This window comes from Sphingobium sp. TomTYG75, from assembly GCF_054771635.1.
Genome location: NZ_BSRE01000001.1, coordinates 1,223,758 through 1,239,060, shown reverse-complemented (window position 1 = coordinate 1,239,060; position 15,303 = coordinate 1,223,758). Strand labels below are relative to the sequence as shown.

General features: G+C 60.9%; 17 protein-coding genes and 1 tRNA gene. 3 read left to right on the top strand and 15 right to left on the bottom strand.

Annotated features, from left to right (window positions below; genetic code table 11):
• The first annotated feature begins 49 nt into the window (after nt 1–49).
• Nucleotides 50–949 carry a phytoene/squalene synthase family protein gene (locus tag ACYU81_RS06310; protein ID WP_460988126.1) on the top strand — a complete coding sequence of 300 codons (900 nt, stop codon included), beginning with the start codon at nt 50–52 and terminating at the stop codon, nt 947–949.
• Nucleotides 950–1,054: 105 nt separating this feature from the next.
• On the opposite strand, the gene ACYU81_RS06305 is transcribed toward ACYU81_RS06310, so the two are convergent.
• The 13 genes from ACYU81_RS06305 to ACYU81_RS06245 form a co-directional block, all read right to left on the bottom strand.
• Nucleotides 1,055–2,479, bottom strand: a complete 1,425-nt coding sequence (locus ACYU81_RS06305) for an ammonium transporter (protein ID WP_460986882.1) — start codon at nt 2,477–2,479, stop codon at nt 1,055–1,057.
• Nucleotides 2,480–2,492: 13 nt separating this feature from the next.
• Nucleotides 2,493–2,831, bottom strand: coding sequence for a P-II family nitrogen regulator (locus tag ACYU81_RS06300; RefSeq protein ID WP_196224712.1), 339 nt, complete (start codon nt 2,829–2,831; stop codon nt 2,493–2,495).
• A gap of 157 nt (nt 2,832–2,988) precedes the next feature.
• Nucleotides 2,989–3,564 carry a DUF924 family protein gene (locus ACYU81_RS06295; RefSeq protein ID WP_460986881.1) on the bottom strand — a complete coding sequence of 192 codons (576 nt, stop codon included), beginning with the start codon at nt 3,562–3,564 and terminating at the stop codon, nt 2,989–2,991.
• A 54-nt stretch (nt 3,565–3,618) separates the two neighbouring features.
• A complete protein-coding gene (tldD, locus tag ACYU81_RS06290) occupies nt 3,619–5,061 on the bottom strand; it encodes a metalloprotease TldD (RefSeq protein WP_460986880.1) in 1,443 nt (480 codons plus the stop codon).
• A gap of 57 nt (nt 5,062–5,118) precedes the next feature.
• The gene (locus ACYU81_RS06285) at nt 5,119–5,346 is read right to left on the bottom strand and encodes a zinc-finger domain-containing protein (RefSeq protein WP_460988125.1); all 228 of its coding nucleotides are present in this window, start codon (nt 5,344–5,346) and stop codon (nt 5,119–5,121) included.
• A 69-nt stretch (nt 5,347–5,415) separates the two neighbouring features.
• Nucleotides 5,416–5,491 (bottom strand) — tRNA-Val (locus tag ACYU81_RS06280).
• Nucleotides 5,492–5,573: 82 nt separating this feature from the next.
• The gene (locus ACYU81_RS06275) at nt 5,574–6,521 is read right to left on the bottom strand and encodes a MarR family transcriptional regulator (RefSeq protein WP_460986879.1); all 948 of its coding nucleotides are present in this window, start codon (nt 6,519–6,521) and stop codon (nt 5,574–5,576) included.
• Between the two features lie 301 nt (nt 6,522–6,822).
• Nucleotides 6,823–7,674 carry a D-amino-acid transaminase gene (locus tag ACYU81_RS06270; protein ID WP_460986878.1) on the bottom strand — a complete coding sequence of 284 codons (852 nt, stop codon included), beginning with the start codon at nt 7,672–7,674 and terminating at the stop codon, nt 6,823–6,825.
• Between the two features lie 69 nt (nt 7,675–7,743).
• On the bottom strand, nt 7,744–9,144 hold the full coding sequence (locus ACYU81_RS06265; RefSeq protein ID WP_460986877.1) for a UdgX family uracil-DNA binding protein: 1,401 nt from the start codon (nt 9,142–9,144) through the stop codon (nt 7,744–7,746).
• A gap of 6 nt (nt 9,145–9,150) precedes the next feature.
• Entirely contained in the window at nt 9,151–9,615 is a 465-nt protein-coding gene (locus tag ACYU81_RS06260; RefSeq protein ID WP_460986876.1) for a hemerythrin domain-containing protein, read from the bottom strand.
• A gap of 60 nt (nt 9,616–9,675) precedes the next feature.
• Complete coding sequence (locus ACYU81_RS06255) at nt 9,676–10,032, bottom strand: hypothetical protein (RefSeq protein WP_460986875.1); 357 nt, start codon at nt 10,030–10,032, stop codon at nt 9,676–9,678.
• A 77-nt stretch (nt 10,033–10,109) separates the two neighbouring features.
• Nucleotides 10,110–11,360: a putative DNA modification/repair radical SAM protein gene (locus tag ACYU81_RS06250; RefSeq protein ID WP_460986874.1), complete on the bottom strand. Its 1,251-nt coding sequence runs from the start codon at nt 11,358–11,360 to the stop codon at nt 10,110–10,112.
• Between the two features lie 68 nt (nt 11,361–11,428).
• On the bottom strand, nt 11,429–12,187 hold the full coding sequence (locus ACYU81_RS06245) for a class II aldolase/adducin family protein (RefSeq protein ID WP_460986873.1): 759 nt from the start codon (nt 12,185–12,187) through the stop codon (nt 11,429–11,431).
• A 222-nt stretch (nt 12,188–12,409) separates the two neighbouring features.
• On the opposite strand from ACYU81_RS06245, the gene rpsU reads away from it, so the two are divergent.
• Together rpsU and ACYU81_RS06235 are read left to right on the top strand one after the other, a co-directional pair.
• Nucleotides 12,410–12,616 carry a 30S ribosomal protein S21 gene (gene rpsU / locus ACYU81_RS06240; RefSeq protein WP_004208618.1) on the top strand — a complete coding sequence of 69 codons (207 nt, stop codon included), beginning with the start codon at nt 12,410–12,412 and terminating at the stop codon, nt 12,614–12,616.
• Between the two features lie 72 nt (nt 12,617–12,688).
• The gene (locus ACYU81_RS06235) at nt 12,689–13,249 is read left to right on the top strand and encodes an FKBP-type peptidyl-prolyl cis-trans isomerase (RefSeq protein ID WP_449474321.1); all 561 of its coding nucleotides are present in this window, start codon (nt 12,689–12,691) and stop codon (nt 13,247–13,249) included.
• A gap of 52 nt (nt 13,250–13,301) precedes the next feature.
• On the opposite strand, the gene ACYU81_RS06230 is transcribed toward ACYU81_RS06235, so the two are convergent.
• Both ACYU81_RS06230 and lepB read right to left on the bottom strand, forming a co-directional pair.
• A complete protein-coding gene (locus tag ACYU81_RS06230; protein WP_460986872.1) occupies nt 13,302–14,381 on the bottom strand; it encodes an AI-2E family transporter in 1,080 nt (359 codons plus the stop codon).
• A 23-nt stretch (nt 14,382–14,404) separates the two neighbouring features.
• Nucleotides 14,405–15,301, bottom strand: a complete 897-nt coding sequence (gene lepB, locus ACYU81_RS06225; RefSeq protein WP_460986871.1) for a signal peptidase I — start codon at nt 15,299–15,301, stop codon at nt 14,405–14,407.
• Nucleotides 15,302–15,303: the final 2 nt, after the last annotated feature.

The following is a 15,303-nucleotide window of genomic DNA, read 5'->3' as shown; positions in this document are numbered from 1 at the left end:
TGTGACCATTCTCGATCGCACCGCCCTCGTCGCCCATGCCCGCGAAAGTATCGCCCGGGGCTCCAAATCCTTCGCCTTGGCATCGAAGCTGTTCGACCGGCAAACCCGTGAGCGTGCTTGGCTTCTCTATGCATGGTGCCGCAAGTGCGACGATATCGCCGACGGGCAGGATCATGGTGGCGTAATGAGAGGCGTGGCCGATGGGCAGGCGCGCCTTGCCAGTATGAGGGCGCTGACCGATGCCGCCCTGCGCGGCGAGCCGACGGGCGATCCCGCCTTCGACGGCTTTGGCGTGGTGATGCGCGAATGCGCCATCCCGGCCCGCTATGCGCATGACCTGATCGAAGGCTTCGCGCTCGATGCTGAAGATTGGCGGCCTCAGAGCGAAGCGGACATGCTGCGCTATTGTTATCATGTTGCTGGCGCGGTCGGCTGCATGATGGCGGTGCTGATGGGGGTTGATCCGGCGGATGAGTCTACGCTTGACCGGGCCTGCGACTTGGGACTGGCGTTTCAGCTCGCCAACATTGCGCGCGACATCGGTGAGGATCAGGCGGCGGGACGCTGTTACCTGCCCCAGCAATGGCTGGCGGAGATGCACATTCCTTGCGGCAGGCATATGGAGCCAGGCTTCCGTCCGCAGCTAGTGATATTGGCGCGCCGTCTCGCCGGGCTGGCCGCGGATTTTGAGGCGAGCGCCCGGCATGGCACGGGCGCCTTGCCGAGCCGCTCCGCCTGGGCGGTTCTGGCCGCAGCGGGCATTTATGGCGATATCGCTCGGGAAGTGGATCGGCGGGGCGATCATGCCTGGGACGATCGCGTGGTGACGCCGAAGAGTGAGAAACTGGGTTGGGTGTTTCGGGCGGGGCTGCACGTCGTGGCCCGGTCCCGCCATTGGCCCTTATCGATGCGCCGACCGGCACATCTCTGGACCCGACCAAAGACCTGACATCAAAAAAAGGACCGATACTTTCGTACCGGTCCCGAGGCGTGTTCGCAGGAGGAACATCGTGTGGCGGGCGGGCCGTTCTTTCCGGCCCGCCCTGCCGAAGTCTTAGTAGTTGTAGGCGCGCTCGCCGTGGCTCGCGAGGTCCAGGCCTTCCATCTCGGCATCGCGGCTCGGACGCAGACCCATGGTCTTGTCGATGATGAAGTAGATAATCGCGCTGCCGATGCCCGAGAAGAGCAGGGTGAACACGACCGCCTTGATCTGGATCCAGACCTGGCCCGGGATGCTGTAGGCTTCCGGATGGAAGGCTGCCGGGAAGACGGTGTAGTCGAACACGCCCTGACCGCCGAGCGAAGGAGCCGCGACGATACCTGTCGCGATCGCGCCGACGATGCCGCCGATGCAGTGCACGCCGAACACGTCCAAGCTGTCGTCATAGCCGACCTTGCCCTTCACGAATGCCACGAAGAGGTAGCAGATCGGGGAGACGGCGAAGCCGAGCACGATGGATGTCATAGGAGCCGCAAAACCAGCGGCCGGGGTGATGGCGACGAGGCCAGCGACAGCACCCGTGACTGCGCCGAGCAGAGAAGCCTTGCCGTGGTGGACCTGTTCAACCAGCGACCAGCTGACCGCTGCCGCGCAGGTGGCGACCATGGTGTTGATGAAGGCGACGCCAGTGACGGCATTGGCTTCCAGGTTGGAGCCGGCGTTGAAGCCGAACCAGCCGACCCACAGCAGGCTGGCACCGATCATGGTCATGGTCAGCGAGTGCGGCGGCATGGGCTCCTTGGGGAAGCCGACGCGCTTGCCGATCATGATGGCGCCGACGAGGCCCGCGATACCCGCGTTGATGTGGACCACGGTGCCGCCCGCGAAGTCGAGCGCGCCCCAGCCCCAGAGCATGCCATAGTCGGTAGGAGCATCAGCCAGGAAGTCCGGGCCAGCCCAATACCACACCATGTGCGCCATCGGGAAGTAGATGAAGGTCAACCACAGCACGACGAACACGATCAGCGAGGAGAATTTCACGCGCTCCGCGAACGCACCGACGATCAGCGCCGGGGTGATCATGGCGAAGGTCATCTGGAAGACGACGAACACGAATTCGGGCAGATAGACGTTGTTGCTGAACGTCGCCGCCGAGGTCGTGCCATCGACGCCCATCAGGAACGCCTTGGATAGACCGCCGAAGAAATGATTGTCGCCACCCGAGGTGAAGGCGATGGAATAGCCCCAGCAGGTCCAGACCAGACCAGCCACGGAAACGATCGTGAACACCTGCATCAGGATGCTCAGCATGTTCTTGGTGCGAACCAGGCCGCCGTAGAACAGGGCAAGGCCCGGAATCGACATCATCAGCACCAGCGCGGCCGAGATCAGCATCCAGGCGACGTCGCCCTTGTTGACCATGCTGGCCATTGCGGCAGCGTCTGGCGCCTTTATCGGCGCGGCGAGCGCCGGTGCGGCTGCGAGAAGGGTCAGCGCAGCCGCCCCCATCACGCCGCAGAATTTCTTGGAAAAGGTCATTATTCCCCCCTTCTTACAGCGCGGTTTCGCCGGTCTCGCCGGTGCGGATGCGCACGGCCTGACCGACATCGAGAACGAAGATCTTGCCATCGCCGATCGCGCCGGAATTGGCGGCCGCCTGGACCGCTTCGACTACGCGCGGTGCAAGATCGTCATCGCAGACGACCTCGATCTTGATTTTCGGAACCATGTTCGTGGAATATTCGGCGCCCCGGTAGATTTCGGTTTGCCCCTTCTGGCGGCCGAAGCCTTTCACCTCGCTCACCGTCATGCCGGCGATGCCTAGCGAGGAGAGTGCCTCGCGGACATCGTCAAGCTTGAACGGCTTGATGATAGCCATGACAAGTTTCATGTCGCCCCCTGTTAATGGTGTGCGGCGACATTCCAGCAAGAGGCGTGCCAATTGGTCAGCGCCGTTTAAAAGCGTGCTTTTTAGACTGGCCTTAAACACCACCCGCCAAAAAAATGGGCAGTCTGCCTATGCTGCCCAAAAATTGGGCAGCTTTTCCCTACCAGTTGGCCGGCATATGGACGGCGTCTTTTTCCTCCGGCAAAGTTGGCCGCCCAATCGCAGCGTTTCGATGCGGGAACCGGCCAAAGCGGGCGATGACGTCGTGATGCTGACGGGCATATTCCAAGGACTGCGCATCGCCTGCTGCCTCGAACAGACTAAGTGACAGATTCTGATCGTCGATATCTTCGCTATGCTGGAACGGCATGTAGAAAAACCTGCGGCCCGCGCCGCCAATCTGGATGTCATAGCCATGCGCAATGGCGCCCCGCGCGACGCTTCGAGCGAGTTCGTCAGTTTTGAACGCCTCGGCGGTGCCGCGGAACATATTACGCGGTAACTGATCGAATAGCAGGACTGCCGCCAATGCGTCATCAGCCCGATCAAGGAATGTTTCGGCGGCCAACTTGCGTTTTTCCTCCCACAGCTCGCAAAAGCGCGTCGCGCACTGTTGGTCCAGCTTCGGGTCATGCTTCCGCCAGCCCTCCTCCCCGACCTGATTGAACCAGAAGTCCAGCAGGGCAGCCGCCCAATCGGCGGTCACGGCGTCATGGCTGTCCGTAAGCATGTTCATACAAGGAAAAAGAAGCAGTGGGCCGCAGGTTCCGCAGCCCACGGCGCGAGGATGTCAGGTCGCCGTGCCGCCAACCGTCAGCCCTTCGATCAGCAGCGTCGGCTGCCCGACGCCCGCTGGAACGCTCTGTCCACCCTTACCGCACATGCCGACGCCCTCATCCAGAGCCCAGTCATTGCCGATGCCGACCACCTTGGTTAGCGCCGTTGGCCCGTCCCCTATTAACGTTGCCCCCTTGATTGGGTCGCCCAGCTTTCCATTCTCGACCTTGTAGGCCTCGGTGCAGGAAAAGACGAATTTGCCTGAGACGATATCGACCTGACCTCCGCCAAAGCTCTTGGCGAAAATGCCGGAACCCATGCGGGACAGCAATTCCTCAGGATCATCATGGCCGCCTTTGATGAACGTGTTGGTCATGCGCGGCATCGGCGCATGGGCATAGCTTTCGCGACGCCCGTTGCCCGTGGGTTCCACGCCCATAAGCCGGGCGTTGAGGCGATCCTGCATATAGCCTTTAAGGATGCCATCCTCGATAAGGACATTCTCTCGTGTGGGCGTGCCTTCGTCATCGATCGAGAGCGATCCACGGCGGCTGAGGATCGATCCGTCATCCACCACCGTGACGCCGGGAGCGGCAACGCGCTCGCCGATCCGGCCGGAAAAGGCGCTGGTGCCCTTACGGTTGAAATCACCCTCAAGGCCATGGCCGATCGCCTCATGCACCAGTACGCCCGGCCAGCCCGGCCCCAGCAGCACCGTCATTTCGCCCGCAGGCGCAGCGACGGATCGCATGTTCACTCTCGCTTGTGCCAGTGCCTCGTCGATGGCCCGGTTCCATATCGCGGAATCCATCACCTGATCGTAGAGATAGCGTCCGCCAATACCGAAGCTGCCGGTTTCGCGGCGGCCATTTTCTTCAAGAATCAGGGAGACATTCAGCCGCACCAGCGGCCGGACGTCGGTAGCGGTAAAGCCATCGGCACGGACGATTTCCACAACCGACCAGCTCCCGGCCAGACTGACCGAAACCTGCGCGACGCGGGGATCACGAGCTCGCGCCGCCGCATCAATGGCAGCGCACAGCGTCACCTTTTCGGCGAACGGGACGATGTCCAGAGGGTTGGCGTCTGTATAAAGATGCCGGTTGGTCCGCTGCGGCGGCGGAGCGGGCTGGCCCATGGCCGGGTCCAACAAGGTCAGCGTTTCGGCCGCCCGGCGAATCGCTGCTTCGCTGATATCGTTGGCATGGGCAAAGCCCGTCATCTCGCCCGATACGCCGCGCAGGCCAAAGCCCGCATCGGTCGAATAATCGGCTGTTTTCAGCCTTCCATCGTCGAACCCGAAACTCTCGCTGGCGCGATATTGCAGATAGAGCTCGCCATCATCACAATTGGTGAGCGCCTGCGCCGTCAGCCGCTGCGCGCCATCGGGATCAAGCAAGCCCGGCCGGTAGAGAAGGCCGCGCGCATCGGTGAACTGGGAAGCGATGTCAGTCATGCCGCCCGATATAGGAGCGACACAGCCCAAGCCCAATCAAATTCGAAGGGCGCTTCTTTATAGGCTCGCGCCGGACGAAATGTCAGGCAGGCCCGCAACTTCCGGCGTATCCGCAGGACCGCCAATCAGGACGAAGCGCTTGTCGCAATAACCGCAATCGACATAGCCATGTTCGTCAATCTCCAGGAACACGCGCGGGTGACCCAGAGCGGCGGGAATGTCGCCTGACCCGTCGCATGAGACGCGGGCTTTGGTGACTCGAAGAATTTCAGGCGGCTGTATCATGATGGCGTCGATTAGCAGCGGCTCCATCGCACCGCAATATCCGGCACGGCTTTCTGGCAGCATAAGGGATGGTGGGCGATGACGGGCTCGAACCGCCGACATTCTCGGTGTAAACGAGACGCTCTACCAACTGAGCTAATCGCCCGATACCGCATCCATGCCGGTGCAGCCGGAGCGCGCCTATCTAGGCCAATCAGCGCGCGGGTCAAGCGTTGATGACGACCTTGTCACGCGCAAAGAAAACGGCGGCTGGCCATGAACCAGCGTGTAAGGGCTTGGGCCGTCTCTTCCGCAAGGGCGATGAACACACGGCGGCCATCATGCGGGTCGGCCTGCCGATGCACGATGCCCTTGTCTGTCAGCGTCCGAATCCAGCGCAGCGCCGTGGTGGGCGGCACTGCCGACGCGATGCACAGGCTGGAAACGGAAACGCGTTCCTGCTCCAGACGCGCGGCCAGTAGATCCAGCAGCATGTCCCATGCCGGATCGGCAAACAGTTCGCCGGGCAGGAAATCCTCACGCAACCGCCGCGCGCGCAGCATATCCCGCACCTGCGCGGCACCCAGCGCTGCTTCGTCGGTAACGGCTGGCTGATTACCTATCGTCTCCACGGTCGGCATGCCGATATAGTCGCTTGCCCGATCCGAAATGCGAGGCCCCAATGCGAAGGAGGGGGTCGCGTGGCGCGGTCGCGATGTCAGCGCCTCCAGCGTCCGCGCAAGGCGGCTGACCTCTTCGCTCAGCTGTTGCAGGCGGACGCCCTCGCTTTCCTGATTGACCTCATGAACCGTGCGCTGCGGCGTCGTTCCCCCGGCAGTCAGCAAAGCGGCGGCGAGGTCGGTGTGATCCGGCGTGCAGAGCAGTTGCGTGCGGTCGCTCCGCATGCAGGCGAAGGCAAGATCGATTGTGTCGAGACCGGCAACCAGGATGACCGACATGTCATTCTGAACCGCCAACGTCTCCACCTGCACCAACAGTCGCTCGAGCAATGCGGACGGGTTTGTGCAGAAGAACAGGATAACGTCGCACCCCACCTGCATGTCGAGCCGAAGCATTGCCTGATCCAGCGGCACTATATCGAGGAGCCGGAACTGGGCGGCCTTTGCCAATCCTGCGACATCGTCCAGAAAGACGTCGTCCGCCAGAATGAGGAGTCCCGCGCGAGGGTCTCTCATCCCATAGATTTCCTCGCTGCTGGATCCAAATTCAGTCCGGGGGCGATCCATTTCCACCTGTTACTCCTGTCCCTGCTTTGTTCCGAACCTATCGCAATATTGCGGCGGCGTGCCTGCTCTTTCCTCCGGATCGGACATGCCAGCTTCCCTTTATTGACCGATAATCCTGCTGACCCACCCGAATTCACGACGCTCGGCCCTCGCTGTCGCCAAAATGGTTTGGCTTTTCGCCGAAATGGCGGGAGGCGATGGAGAAGAGGCAACCCATCCAAAATGGATGTTGTTATCCCAGGTTGTCGCTTCAGACCGCCGTCCGGCGTGCGAAATCGATGTAGAGTTGGCGTAGCCGGGTGGCGACCGGGCCGGGGGTGCCATCGCCGATCTTGGTCCCGTCGATACGCACGACCGCTTGGCAGAGTGTCGATGCACTGGTGATGAAGGCTTCGCGGGCTTCCTTGGCTTCCGCCACGGAAAAGGGGCGATGGACAACATTTAGGCCGCTTTCTTCGGCCAGAGCGGTCAGTGCGGCGCCGGTGCATCCGGCAAGCACGACCTGCGAATAAGGGCGGGTGATGATGCCTTCATCCGTGACCAGAAAGGCCGTGGAAGAGGCGCCTTCGGTTATGAAGCCGTGTTCCACCATCCAGGCTTCCTGTGCCCCGGCCTCGGCCGCGATCTGTTTTGCCATCGCTTGAGCCAGCAGACCGACACTCTTGATATCGCGCCGCGCCCACCGCAGGTCGGGTGTCGTGACAACCGCGATGCCGTTCTGCACAGCGGGAGAATCGAGAAAGCGCTTGGCGTGTGTGAACATCACAAGCGTTGGCTGCAAAGCCGATGATGGCAGGAAGTCGCGCCCTGCGTCAGCGCCCCGCGTCAGTTGCAGATAGATCAAGCCCTCTTCGAGATCATTGCGCGCCGCCAATTCCTTCTGCACCGCTTCAATCTCGGCAAGGGAGACGGGAAGGCTAAGCCCTATCGCGGTCGCCGAACGTTCAAGCCGCACCAGATGCGACACGCTGTCAATTAGTCTGCCATCAAGGACGGCCGTCACCTCATAAACGGCCTCGGCGAACAGAAAGCCGCGATCCAGCACCGAGACCTGCGCTTCGGCGAGCGGCAGGAACTGGCCATTGAGATAGGCGATGGACATGAAGCGCTAAAATCCTCCGGCATGAACATCGGCGATGTTGCCGGGGCAGGATCATCGGTCAAGCAATGATCATCGGCTTAGCGTCTTTACCCGCTCTCCTATCTCTCGCAAATCTTCGACAAAGCGCGCTCGCTCGGCCGCCTTTCGCACTTCATCGGGTATGCGCAGCAGGAAACTGGGGTGCACGGTCACCCAGGCTTCGGCGCCACTCTCAAGCGGAATCGGCGCGCCTCGCATGCGGCTGATCGTCACGGCTTTGCCCAATATGGCGCGCGCGGCAGTTGCGCCCAGAGCGACGACGACGCGCGGGCGAACGAGATCCAATTCCTGATCCAGCCACCAGCGGCAGGCAGCAATCTCGGGCGTGTCAGGCGTCTGGTGAATGCGCCTCTTGCCCCGCCGCTCATGCTTGAAATGCTTGACGGCGTTCGTGACATAGACGCTCGCGCGATCGATCCGGGCTTCCTCTAACGCTTGGTCCAGCAACTGGCCCGCCGGGCCTACGAAGGGGCGCCCGGCAATATCTTCCTGATCGCCCGGCTGTTCCCCCACGAGAACCAGGGGCGCATCGATGGGGCCTTCGCCGAACACAGTCTGGGTGGCGTCGCGATAAAGGGGGCAGCGGGTGCAGCCTATCGCCTCCTCGCGCAATCTGGTCCAGGCAGCAGTCGCGTTGCTGGCGCGGGCAGGGGCTTTAGGAGGAGTGGCGATCATGGCTGCTTCCCGTGCCTGCGCCCCGGCAACAAGGTCGGGGATGAGCGCCGCCTCCGGCAGGTTGCGCCAGTATTTCTTGGGCATCTCGGACAGCATGGCTCGCTGCTTGAGCCGGGCGGGGTTGAATGTCGCAGCATAATAGCTTTTCCAGATTTCCTCGACCGGGTCGCCGCCCGGCGCATCTGCCTTTGAAGCGCCGGGGCTTTCTTCCAACCTTTCGCCATCCCAATGGATACTGAGTTCGGGCGTCAGGATCGACCAGCGCATCGATGCGAAACGCCGCACGAAAAACCCGGCATTCGCGCGGACGATATGATGATCAGGCTCGAACCAGGCGATGAAACGGGCTCCGTCATCATCCTGCATTTCGCGGAATCGGACAAAGGCGCGCATCTTATGCATGTCGCGCCGAACCGCTTTTGCTAGCATCTCGACACGGCGGACCAGGGGATCGGCTTTATCGTCCAGGCGTGCGGGGATTTGCCGCACCTCGATCAAAAGGGCGTAGAGCAAGGCAAAGCGCTCTTCATCCTGATGCAGTATTGCGCTTTCGGCCAAGTCCAGAAAGGCGCGCGGCACTGAAAATGCTCCGCCACCATTTTCCGAAGGCGGCGGATCGAAGGCCAGCAGTGACGCGCCTTCTCCCTCGACCCGCCAATCAATATCCTGAGCAGGCACAGCAGCCAAAGCGAAGCGACGGGCGGCATCGCGCCACCCGTCGAAATCATCCGGCCTGCTCAGCAGCACCTGATACATGGGAAATTAATCGGACGCTTCCGCTCGCTCCAGTTCGGCGGGCTTGCGCCGGGCAAAGGTGGCGGCGAGTTTCAGTTCCTCTTCATCCGTCAATTCCGCAGCCGCATCGGGAAACATCTCCTCTTCCTCCTCCTCGATATGGTGGAGATAACGCTTCTTCAGCGTGGCGAAGGTTTCCTGCCATTCAGGGCCGTTGAAGGGGTGCTCCTGCAACTCCTCCAGATAGTCGTCGATTTCCTTGTGCTCGGCTACGCTATGCTGTGCATCTTCACGCAGGTCAGGACGGGCGAGCATCGTTGCATATAGCGTTTCTTCCTCCGCCGCCGCATGTGCGGTGACTTCCACGCGGAACTGCTCGAACAGCTTCTCCAGCCGATCATTATCGTCCTTCGCATCAGCCATTTTCTCAAACAGCTGGCGATGGGCGTCATGATCTTGCTTCAGTTTGTCGAAAATCGTGGCATTGGCCATGATGTGCTCCTCTTGATTTAGAGGACACAACGAAAGGCGAAGAGCTTTGGGTCCGCTGGTTCAGCCGAACAGGAAGCGGAAGATGATGGCAACCGGTATCCACAGCAGGCTGCTGGCGATGCTCGTCAGCCAGACCTGCGCGACATCCCTGCGAAAGCGGAGGTCCAGGCTCGACATCGACAGGCCGCTCTCATCCAGTAATTCCCACCGGCGTTCCATGTCCCTCGCCACCATTGCAAAGCCGCCGATTGCGATGATCAGGGCGAGGTGTAGCACCAGCGAGCCGCCCATCCTGGCGACGATGCCAATTTGAAGAAGGCAAAAAACAACAAGCGCAATAGCCAGATGGCTGCTCATGCGCTTGGCATACCGCCCACCATGAGATCGTGCGGAATCATTGTTGAATGCCGTTGCCACCAGCGCCTTCCCCTCGACTTTTATTGAATCTCAAGAAATCACGAAGTGCCGCACTTATCAATAAGGAAAACCTGTCGTCAGTCGAAAAGCTCCAGTTGCGAAGGGGGAGGGGTGAGCTGCCGTTGAAGGTCTGCCTTGTCGGTGAGGTGAACCGGCCTCCAATCGCTGGCGACCAAAAAGGGCCGCAGCTTGGCAATCGAATTTGTCACGCGCGCGACATCGTCCAGCCGAAGGCGGCGGACCCTGCGGCTCGCCAATATGCGATCGACGGCCTTTACGCCCAGGCCCGGCACGCGCAGCAACATCTCACGCGGCGCGTGGTTCACATCTACCGGGAATATGGCCCGGTGTCGCAAGGCCCAGGCCAGCTTGGGATCAATGTCGAGAGGCAAATGCCCCGTTGCGGGGTCGGTCGCTTGATCAAGATCATCCACTGAAAAGCCATAAAAGCGCATCATCCAGTCCGACTGATACAGGCGGTGTTCGCGCAGCAGTGGAGGACGCTTTAACGGAAGGACGCTGCTCGGCGAGGGAATAGGCGAAAAGGCGCTGTAATAGACGCGCCGTAGAGCATGGCGGTCATATAGAGATCGCGCACGCCGGATGATGGCCCGGTCATCTGCTTCGTCGGCCCCTATGATCATCTGCGTGGATTGTCCCGCAGGGGCAAATCGCGGCGCGTGGCGGTAGCGCTTTCTCGCATCGCGCGTATCTTCGATGGCTGTGCGCAGCCCGTTCATCGCGCCTTCGATCCGTGTTCCATCCTTTTCGGGCGCCAGTCGCCGAAGCCCCTGCTCGGTCGGCATCTCGACATTGATCGACAGCCGGTCAGCCAAAAGACCGGCCTGATACGTCAGTTCCGGATCGGCATCAGGGATCGTCTTGAGATGAATATAACCGCGAAAGTCATGCTCTTCCCGCAACGCTCGGGCAACGCCCACCAGCTGTTCCATCGTATAATCGGGCGATCGTATGATCCCGGAGGACAGGAAAAGTCCCTCGATATAATTGCGCCGGTAAAAGCTCAGCGTCAGTTCGACCACTTCGCCCACAGTGAAGCGCGCCCGGCGAACGTCGCTCGACCGGCGATTGATGCAATAATGGCAATCAAAGATACAACTGTTCGTCAGCAAAATCTTGAGCAGCGATATGCATCGTCCGTCAGGTGCGTAGGCATGGCAGATGCCCATGCCTTCGGTCGAACCCAAGCCGCCCTTCTGCCCTGACAGGCTATCGCGCTTCTTCGTTCCGGAGGATGCGCATGATGCATCATATTTGGCCGCGTCGGCGAGGATTTTCAGCTTCTGCGGAATGGAAAGGGCAGTCATAAGTTCATGGTATGTTCTTTTTCTCCGCTTGTCCTTGATCCAGATTGCGAATCGCGTTCAGTCGGACATCAGTTTTTCCATCCTGGATCGATCCGATCGATCAACCGAACCATTGCCTCAAAATCAGGAACGCCCGGCCCAGTCGGCAACTGCACGCCGCTGATATCGCGTTGATGTACGGCAATCACTTCGTCCGGAATGTCGACAGGGGTGCCTGCCGAACCCGTCGCTACCTGTATCTCGCAGGCGCGCTGAAGCATCCAATGCATGAGGAATGCCTTGGGAAGGGTGTCCGCCATGACCAACGTACCGTGGTTGCGCAGCATCATTAGCCGCCGGTCGCCGAGATTGGCGATCAGCCTCTCGCCTTCTTCGGGGCGCAGGGTGATGCCTTCAAAATCGTGATAGGCGATTCGCCCGGCAAAGGCGGCGGCATAGAAATTGGTGGGACGCAGCCCCTCCTGTGTCGCGCTGACCGCCATGGCGGCGGTCGTGTGTGAATGGATGACGCAGTGGGCGTCGGGTAGGTGGCGGTGGAAGACGCTGTGCTGGGTAAAACCGGCGCGGTTCACTGGATAGGGACTGCCGTCCAATATGTGCCCGTCAATGTCGATCTTGACGAGGTTGGACGCCGTCACCTCGGAATAAAGCAAGCCGAACGGGTTGATCAGGAACGCGCTGTCGTCGCCGGGCACGCGCAGCGTGATATGATTGTAGATAAGTTCTGACCATCCCATGTGGTCAAATATGCGGTAGCATGCAGCAAGTTGCTGGCGCGCTTTCCATTCTTCGATGGGCATGTCATCAGCGGAAGCGGCGGTTGCCATGGTGGTCCTCCTATACCCTGTCGCCGTAACTATCCTCCCCGGCGGCGCTGCTGTCGAGCGAAACGGCTTTGGGGTTGAATTTGGCCGACTCTGCTGGTAGGGCGCGCCCCACACGGCGCAGGCTGCCCTGCGACGACTCATCGCTATTACTTTCGGTAGGCCCGTCGGGAAGGGTTTTTTTCCTGACGAACCGCCCGTTTTCGACTGGAGTTTGACTGGATTATGCAAATCATCGTTCGCGACAACAATGTCGACCAGGCCCTGCGCGCGCTCAAGAAGAAGCTGCAGCGTGAGGGCGTGTATCGCGAGATGAAGCTGCGCCGTCACTACGAAAAGCCCTCGGAAAAGCGCGCCCGCGAAAAGGCCGCTGCGGTTCGCCGCGCGCGCAAGCTGGAGCGCAAGCGCGCTGAGCGTGACGGCGTTCGTTAAGACGTTCGTTTTTAAGGGGCGGCGGTTCTCCGCCTCTTTCTGCTGATCATCCGCATCGCGAGGCTTAGGTCCATGTCCACGACCGCTGTTCCCCTTCGTCCCATCGCCAAGGGGTCGCTGACGCGTCTCTGGATCGGTGTTGCCGCCGTGGCGATCGCCGCGGGTGGCTTGGCCTGGGCCGGGCAGCGCGGGGTCGAGCCTTCGCCTGCCAGCTACCTCGCCCGCAATGCCGGGGAGGAAGGTGTAGTCACGACCGAATCGGGCCTCCAGTACAAGGTTCTGGAAGAGGGCACTGGCCCCAGCCCCACCGCAGCGGACGTGGCGCTGGTTGGATATAAGGGCACTTTGCTCGACGGCACTGTCTTCGACGAAAATGCCCAGACCGCGATGCCGGTCGATGGCGTTGTGCCGGGCTTTTCCGAAGGTCTGCAAAAGATGAAGAAGGGCGGCAAGTACCGTCTCTGGATCCCGCCGCAGCTCGGCTATGGTGAGCAGGCGGCTGGACCTATCCCCGCCAATTCCGTGCTGGTCTTCGATGTTCAACTGCACGATTTCAAATCGAAGGCAGACATCATGCGGATGCAGCAGATGATGCAGCAGGGCGCGGCTCCTCCGCCGCTTCCCGGCCGCTGATCGCATCGCCGAAATGTAAAGAATAGAAGGGTCCGGTTTTCGGACCCTTTTTTTATTCGGTGACGACGATCCCCTTTGATTCGGGACCATCGTTCATCGCCTTGGACCGTTCCTCCAGATAGACCTTGATCATCGCCACGATCGGGTCGGCCAGGAACAGGCCCATTATTCCAAACAGCGCGCCGAACAATATCTGCGCGGCCAGGACCAGCGCGGGGGCAAGGTCGGTTGCCCGCTTCGCCACCATGGGAACGATCAGGTAACCATCGACGATCTGCACTACTAGATACACGAAAAAGGCGTAGATCCCGGCGTCCACCCCCGCCGAAAATCCGACGAGCACGATCAATACGCCCGATATGATCGACCCGATGTTCGGCAGAAAAGCAAACAGCCCGGTCAGGATTCCCAGCAGGCCAGCCATTGGGACACCCCCCGCGAGCAGCAGCAGCCAAGTTCCAACGCCCTCGACCGCCATGCCAATCAGTCGACCGAACATCAAACGCCGCAGTGTCCACCCCATCCTGTCGATGACATTGTAGAAGCTCAGGCGGCTGCTCATGGGGAGCATCCAAGCGACGCCGCGCTCATAGAGACGCGGCTCCACCGCAATGAAAATCGCCAGCACCAGCATCATTACGCCGCTGGTCACGGCGCCCATGACGGTGCCGACCGCCGCAGTGACCCGACCGATTGAATTGAAAGCCTGCGTCGCCAGGCTCTTGAAATCATTGGGTGTCGTCGTCACGCCCATTTGCTGCATCCAGCCACCGATGCGGGTGACCTGAGTCTCCACGATGGTGCGCATGGCCTGCGCCTGCGCGGCCAAACTCGCGCCTGTCAGGTAGAATGTATAAGCCAGGAACAGCAGGGCGGAGAGGAGCACGATCGTAAGGCGCCAGCCTCGGCCGATGGGTAAGACACGGCCGAGTAGCCGCGTGCCGCCGTCCATCATGCTGGTCAGGACCAGCGCTCCAAGGATGAGCATGATCGGTTGCGCGAGCAAGGTCAGCAGTGCGACGGCAACCGCCATGGCGATCCACACGCCCGCGCGTTTTATCTCATGCTGAACGAGCGGGTTGCGCAGTTCACTCGGACCCGGTTGCTCAATGTGGACGTGTTTCCCGCTCAATCACCAGCCCCTTTGCAGATGTATTATTTCGGGGGTGGAACGCTTTCCGGGCGTAAGCTGTTCCCCGCCCGGCCACTACGCAGCGCGTGAATCCAGGTCCCGGGATTCCAGCTGGAATTGCCGTCGAGCGAAAAAGTAATGAACTCCGCCCGTCCGCCAATCGCTTCCCAAGGGACAGGTCCTCCAAGGCCGTTCTCCTCAAGCGGCGCGCGGCTGTCGGCGCTATTGTCCCTGTTGTCACCCATCAGGAAGACATGGTCGCGTGGAACGCGCACCGGACCATACCAATCCAGCGCGCTCGGCCCCATGTCGATCGTCACATAGCTTTTGCCGTTCGGTAGAATCTCCTGCCGGACAGGCAACTGACAATATTCCCGCCCGTCTGCCCCCGTGATGCGGGCGCCGGGGAACTGGGTGGGGGAACAGGGGGCGTTGCCATCGATCGGGATCAGGACCGGCTTGATTGCCTTCTGGGGAACAGCGGTGCCGTTCAGGATGACCTGTCCGCCCCGAACCTCGATGATGTCGCCCGGCAGGCCGATCACCCGCTTGATATAGTCTTCCCGCCGGTTATGCGGCGACACGATGACGATATCGCCACGCTCGGGCAGGCGGCCGAAAATGCGGCCCTTTAGAAAGGGCAGAGGGTGGAAACTCGGCGAAACATAGGACCAGCCATAAGGGAATTTGCTGACCACCAGCCGGTCGCCCTTTAGCAACACCGGCATCATGGATTCGCTCGGGATGTAGAAGGGTTTGGCGACGAAGCTGTGAAAGGCCAGGACCGCCAGAATCAGAAGCGCGATGCTCTTCACCTCATGCCACCAGTCGATCGCACTTTTGTCCGTTCGGGCTGGCGATGCCGCCGCCGGTTCTTCTGTGGAAAGCGGGTCGTTCTCGCTCATGTCGGCTGCCGTCATGG

Bases quoted from the DNA above. Each gene is read 5' to 3' on its own strand.
- ACYU81_RS06285 (WP_460988125.1), bottom strand. From the start codon at position 5,346: ATGATACAGCCGCCTGAAATTCTTCGAGTCACCAAAGCCCGCGTCTCA.
- ACYU81_RS06250 (WP_460986874.1), bottom strand. From the start codon at position 11,360: ATGACTGCCCTTTCCATTCCGCAGAAGCTGAAAATCCTCGCCGACGCG.
- ACYU81_RS06245 (WP_460986873.1), bottom strand. From the start codon at position 12,187: ATGGCAACCGCCGCTTCCGCTGATGACATGCCCATCGAAGAATGGAAA.
- ACYU81_RS06295 (WP_460986881.1), bottom strand. From the start codon at position 3,564: ATGAACATGCTTACGGACAGCCATGACGCCGTGACCGCCGATTGGGCG.
- ACYU81_RS06305 (WP_460986882.1), bottom strand. From the start codon at position 2,479: ATGACCTTTTCCAAGAAATTCTGCGGCGTGATGGGGGCGGCTGCGCTG.
- ACYU81_RS06265 (WP_460986877.1), bottom strand. From the start codon at position 9,144: ATGTATCAGGTGCTGCTGAGCAGGCCGGATGATTTCGACGGGTGGCGC.
- ACYU81_RS06270 (WP_460986878.1), bottom strand. From the start codon at position 7,674: ATGTCCATCGCCTATCTCAATGGCCAGTTCCTGCCGCTCGCCGAAGCG.
- ACYU81_RS06300 (WP_196224712.1), bottom strand. From the start codon at position 2,831: ATGAAACTTGTCATGGCTATCATCAAGCCGTTCAAGCTTGACGATGTC.
- rpsU (WP_004208618.1), top strand. From the start codon at position 12,410: ATGCAAATCATCGTTCGCGACAACAATGTCGACCAGGCCCTGCGCGCG.
- ACYU81_RS06235 (WP_449474321.1), top strand. From the start codon at position 12,689: ATGTCCACGACCGCTGTTCCCCTTCGTCCCATCGCCAAGGGGTCGCTG.
- tldD (WP_460986880.1), bottom strand. From the start codon at position 5,061: ATGACTGACATCGCTTCCCAGTTCACCGATGCGCGCGGCCTTCTCTAC.
- lepB (WP_460986871.1), bottom strand. From the start codon at position 15,301: ATGACGGCAGCCGACATGAGCGAGAACGACCCGCTTTCCACAGAAGAA.
- ACYU81_RS06260 (WP_460986876.1), bottom strand. From the start codon at position 9,615: ATGGCCAATGCCACGATTTTCGACAAACTGAAGCAAGATCATGACGCC.
- ACYU81_RS06275 (WP_460986879.1), bottom strand. From the start codon at position 6,521: ATGAGAGACCCTCGCGCGGGACTCCTCATTCTGGCGGACGACGTCTTT.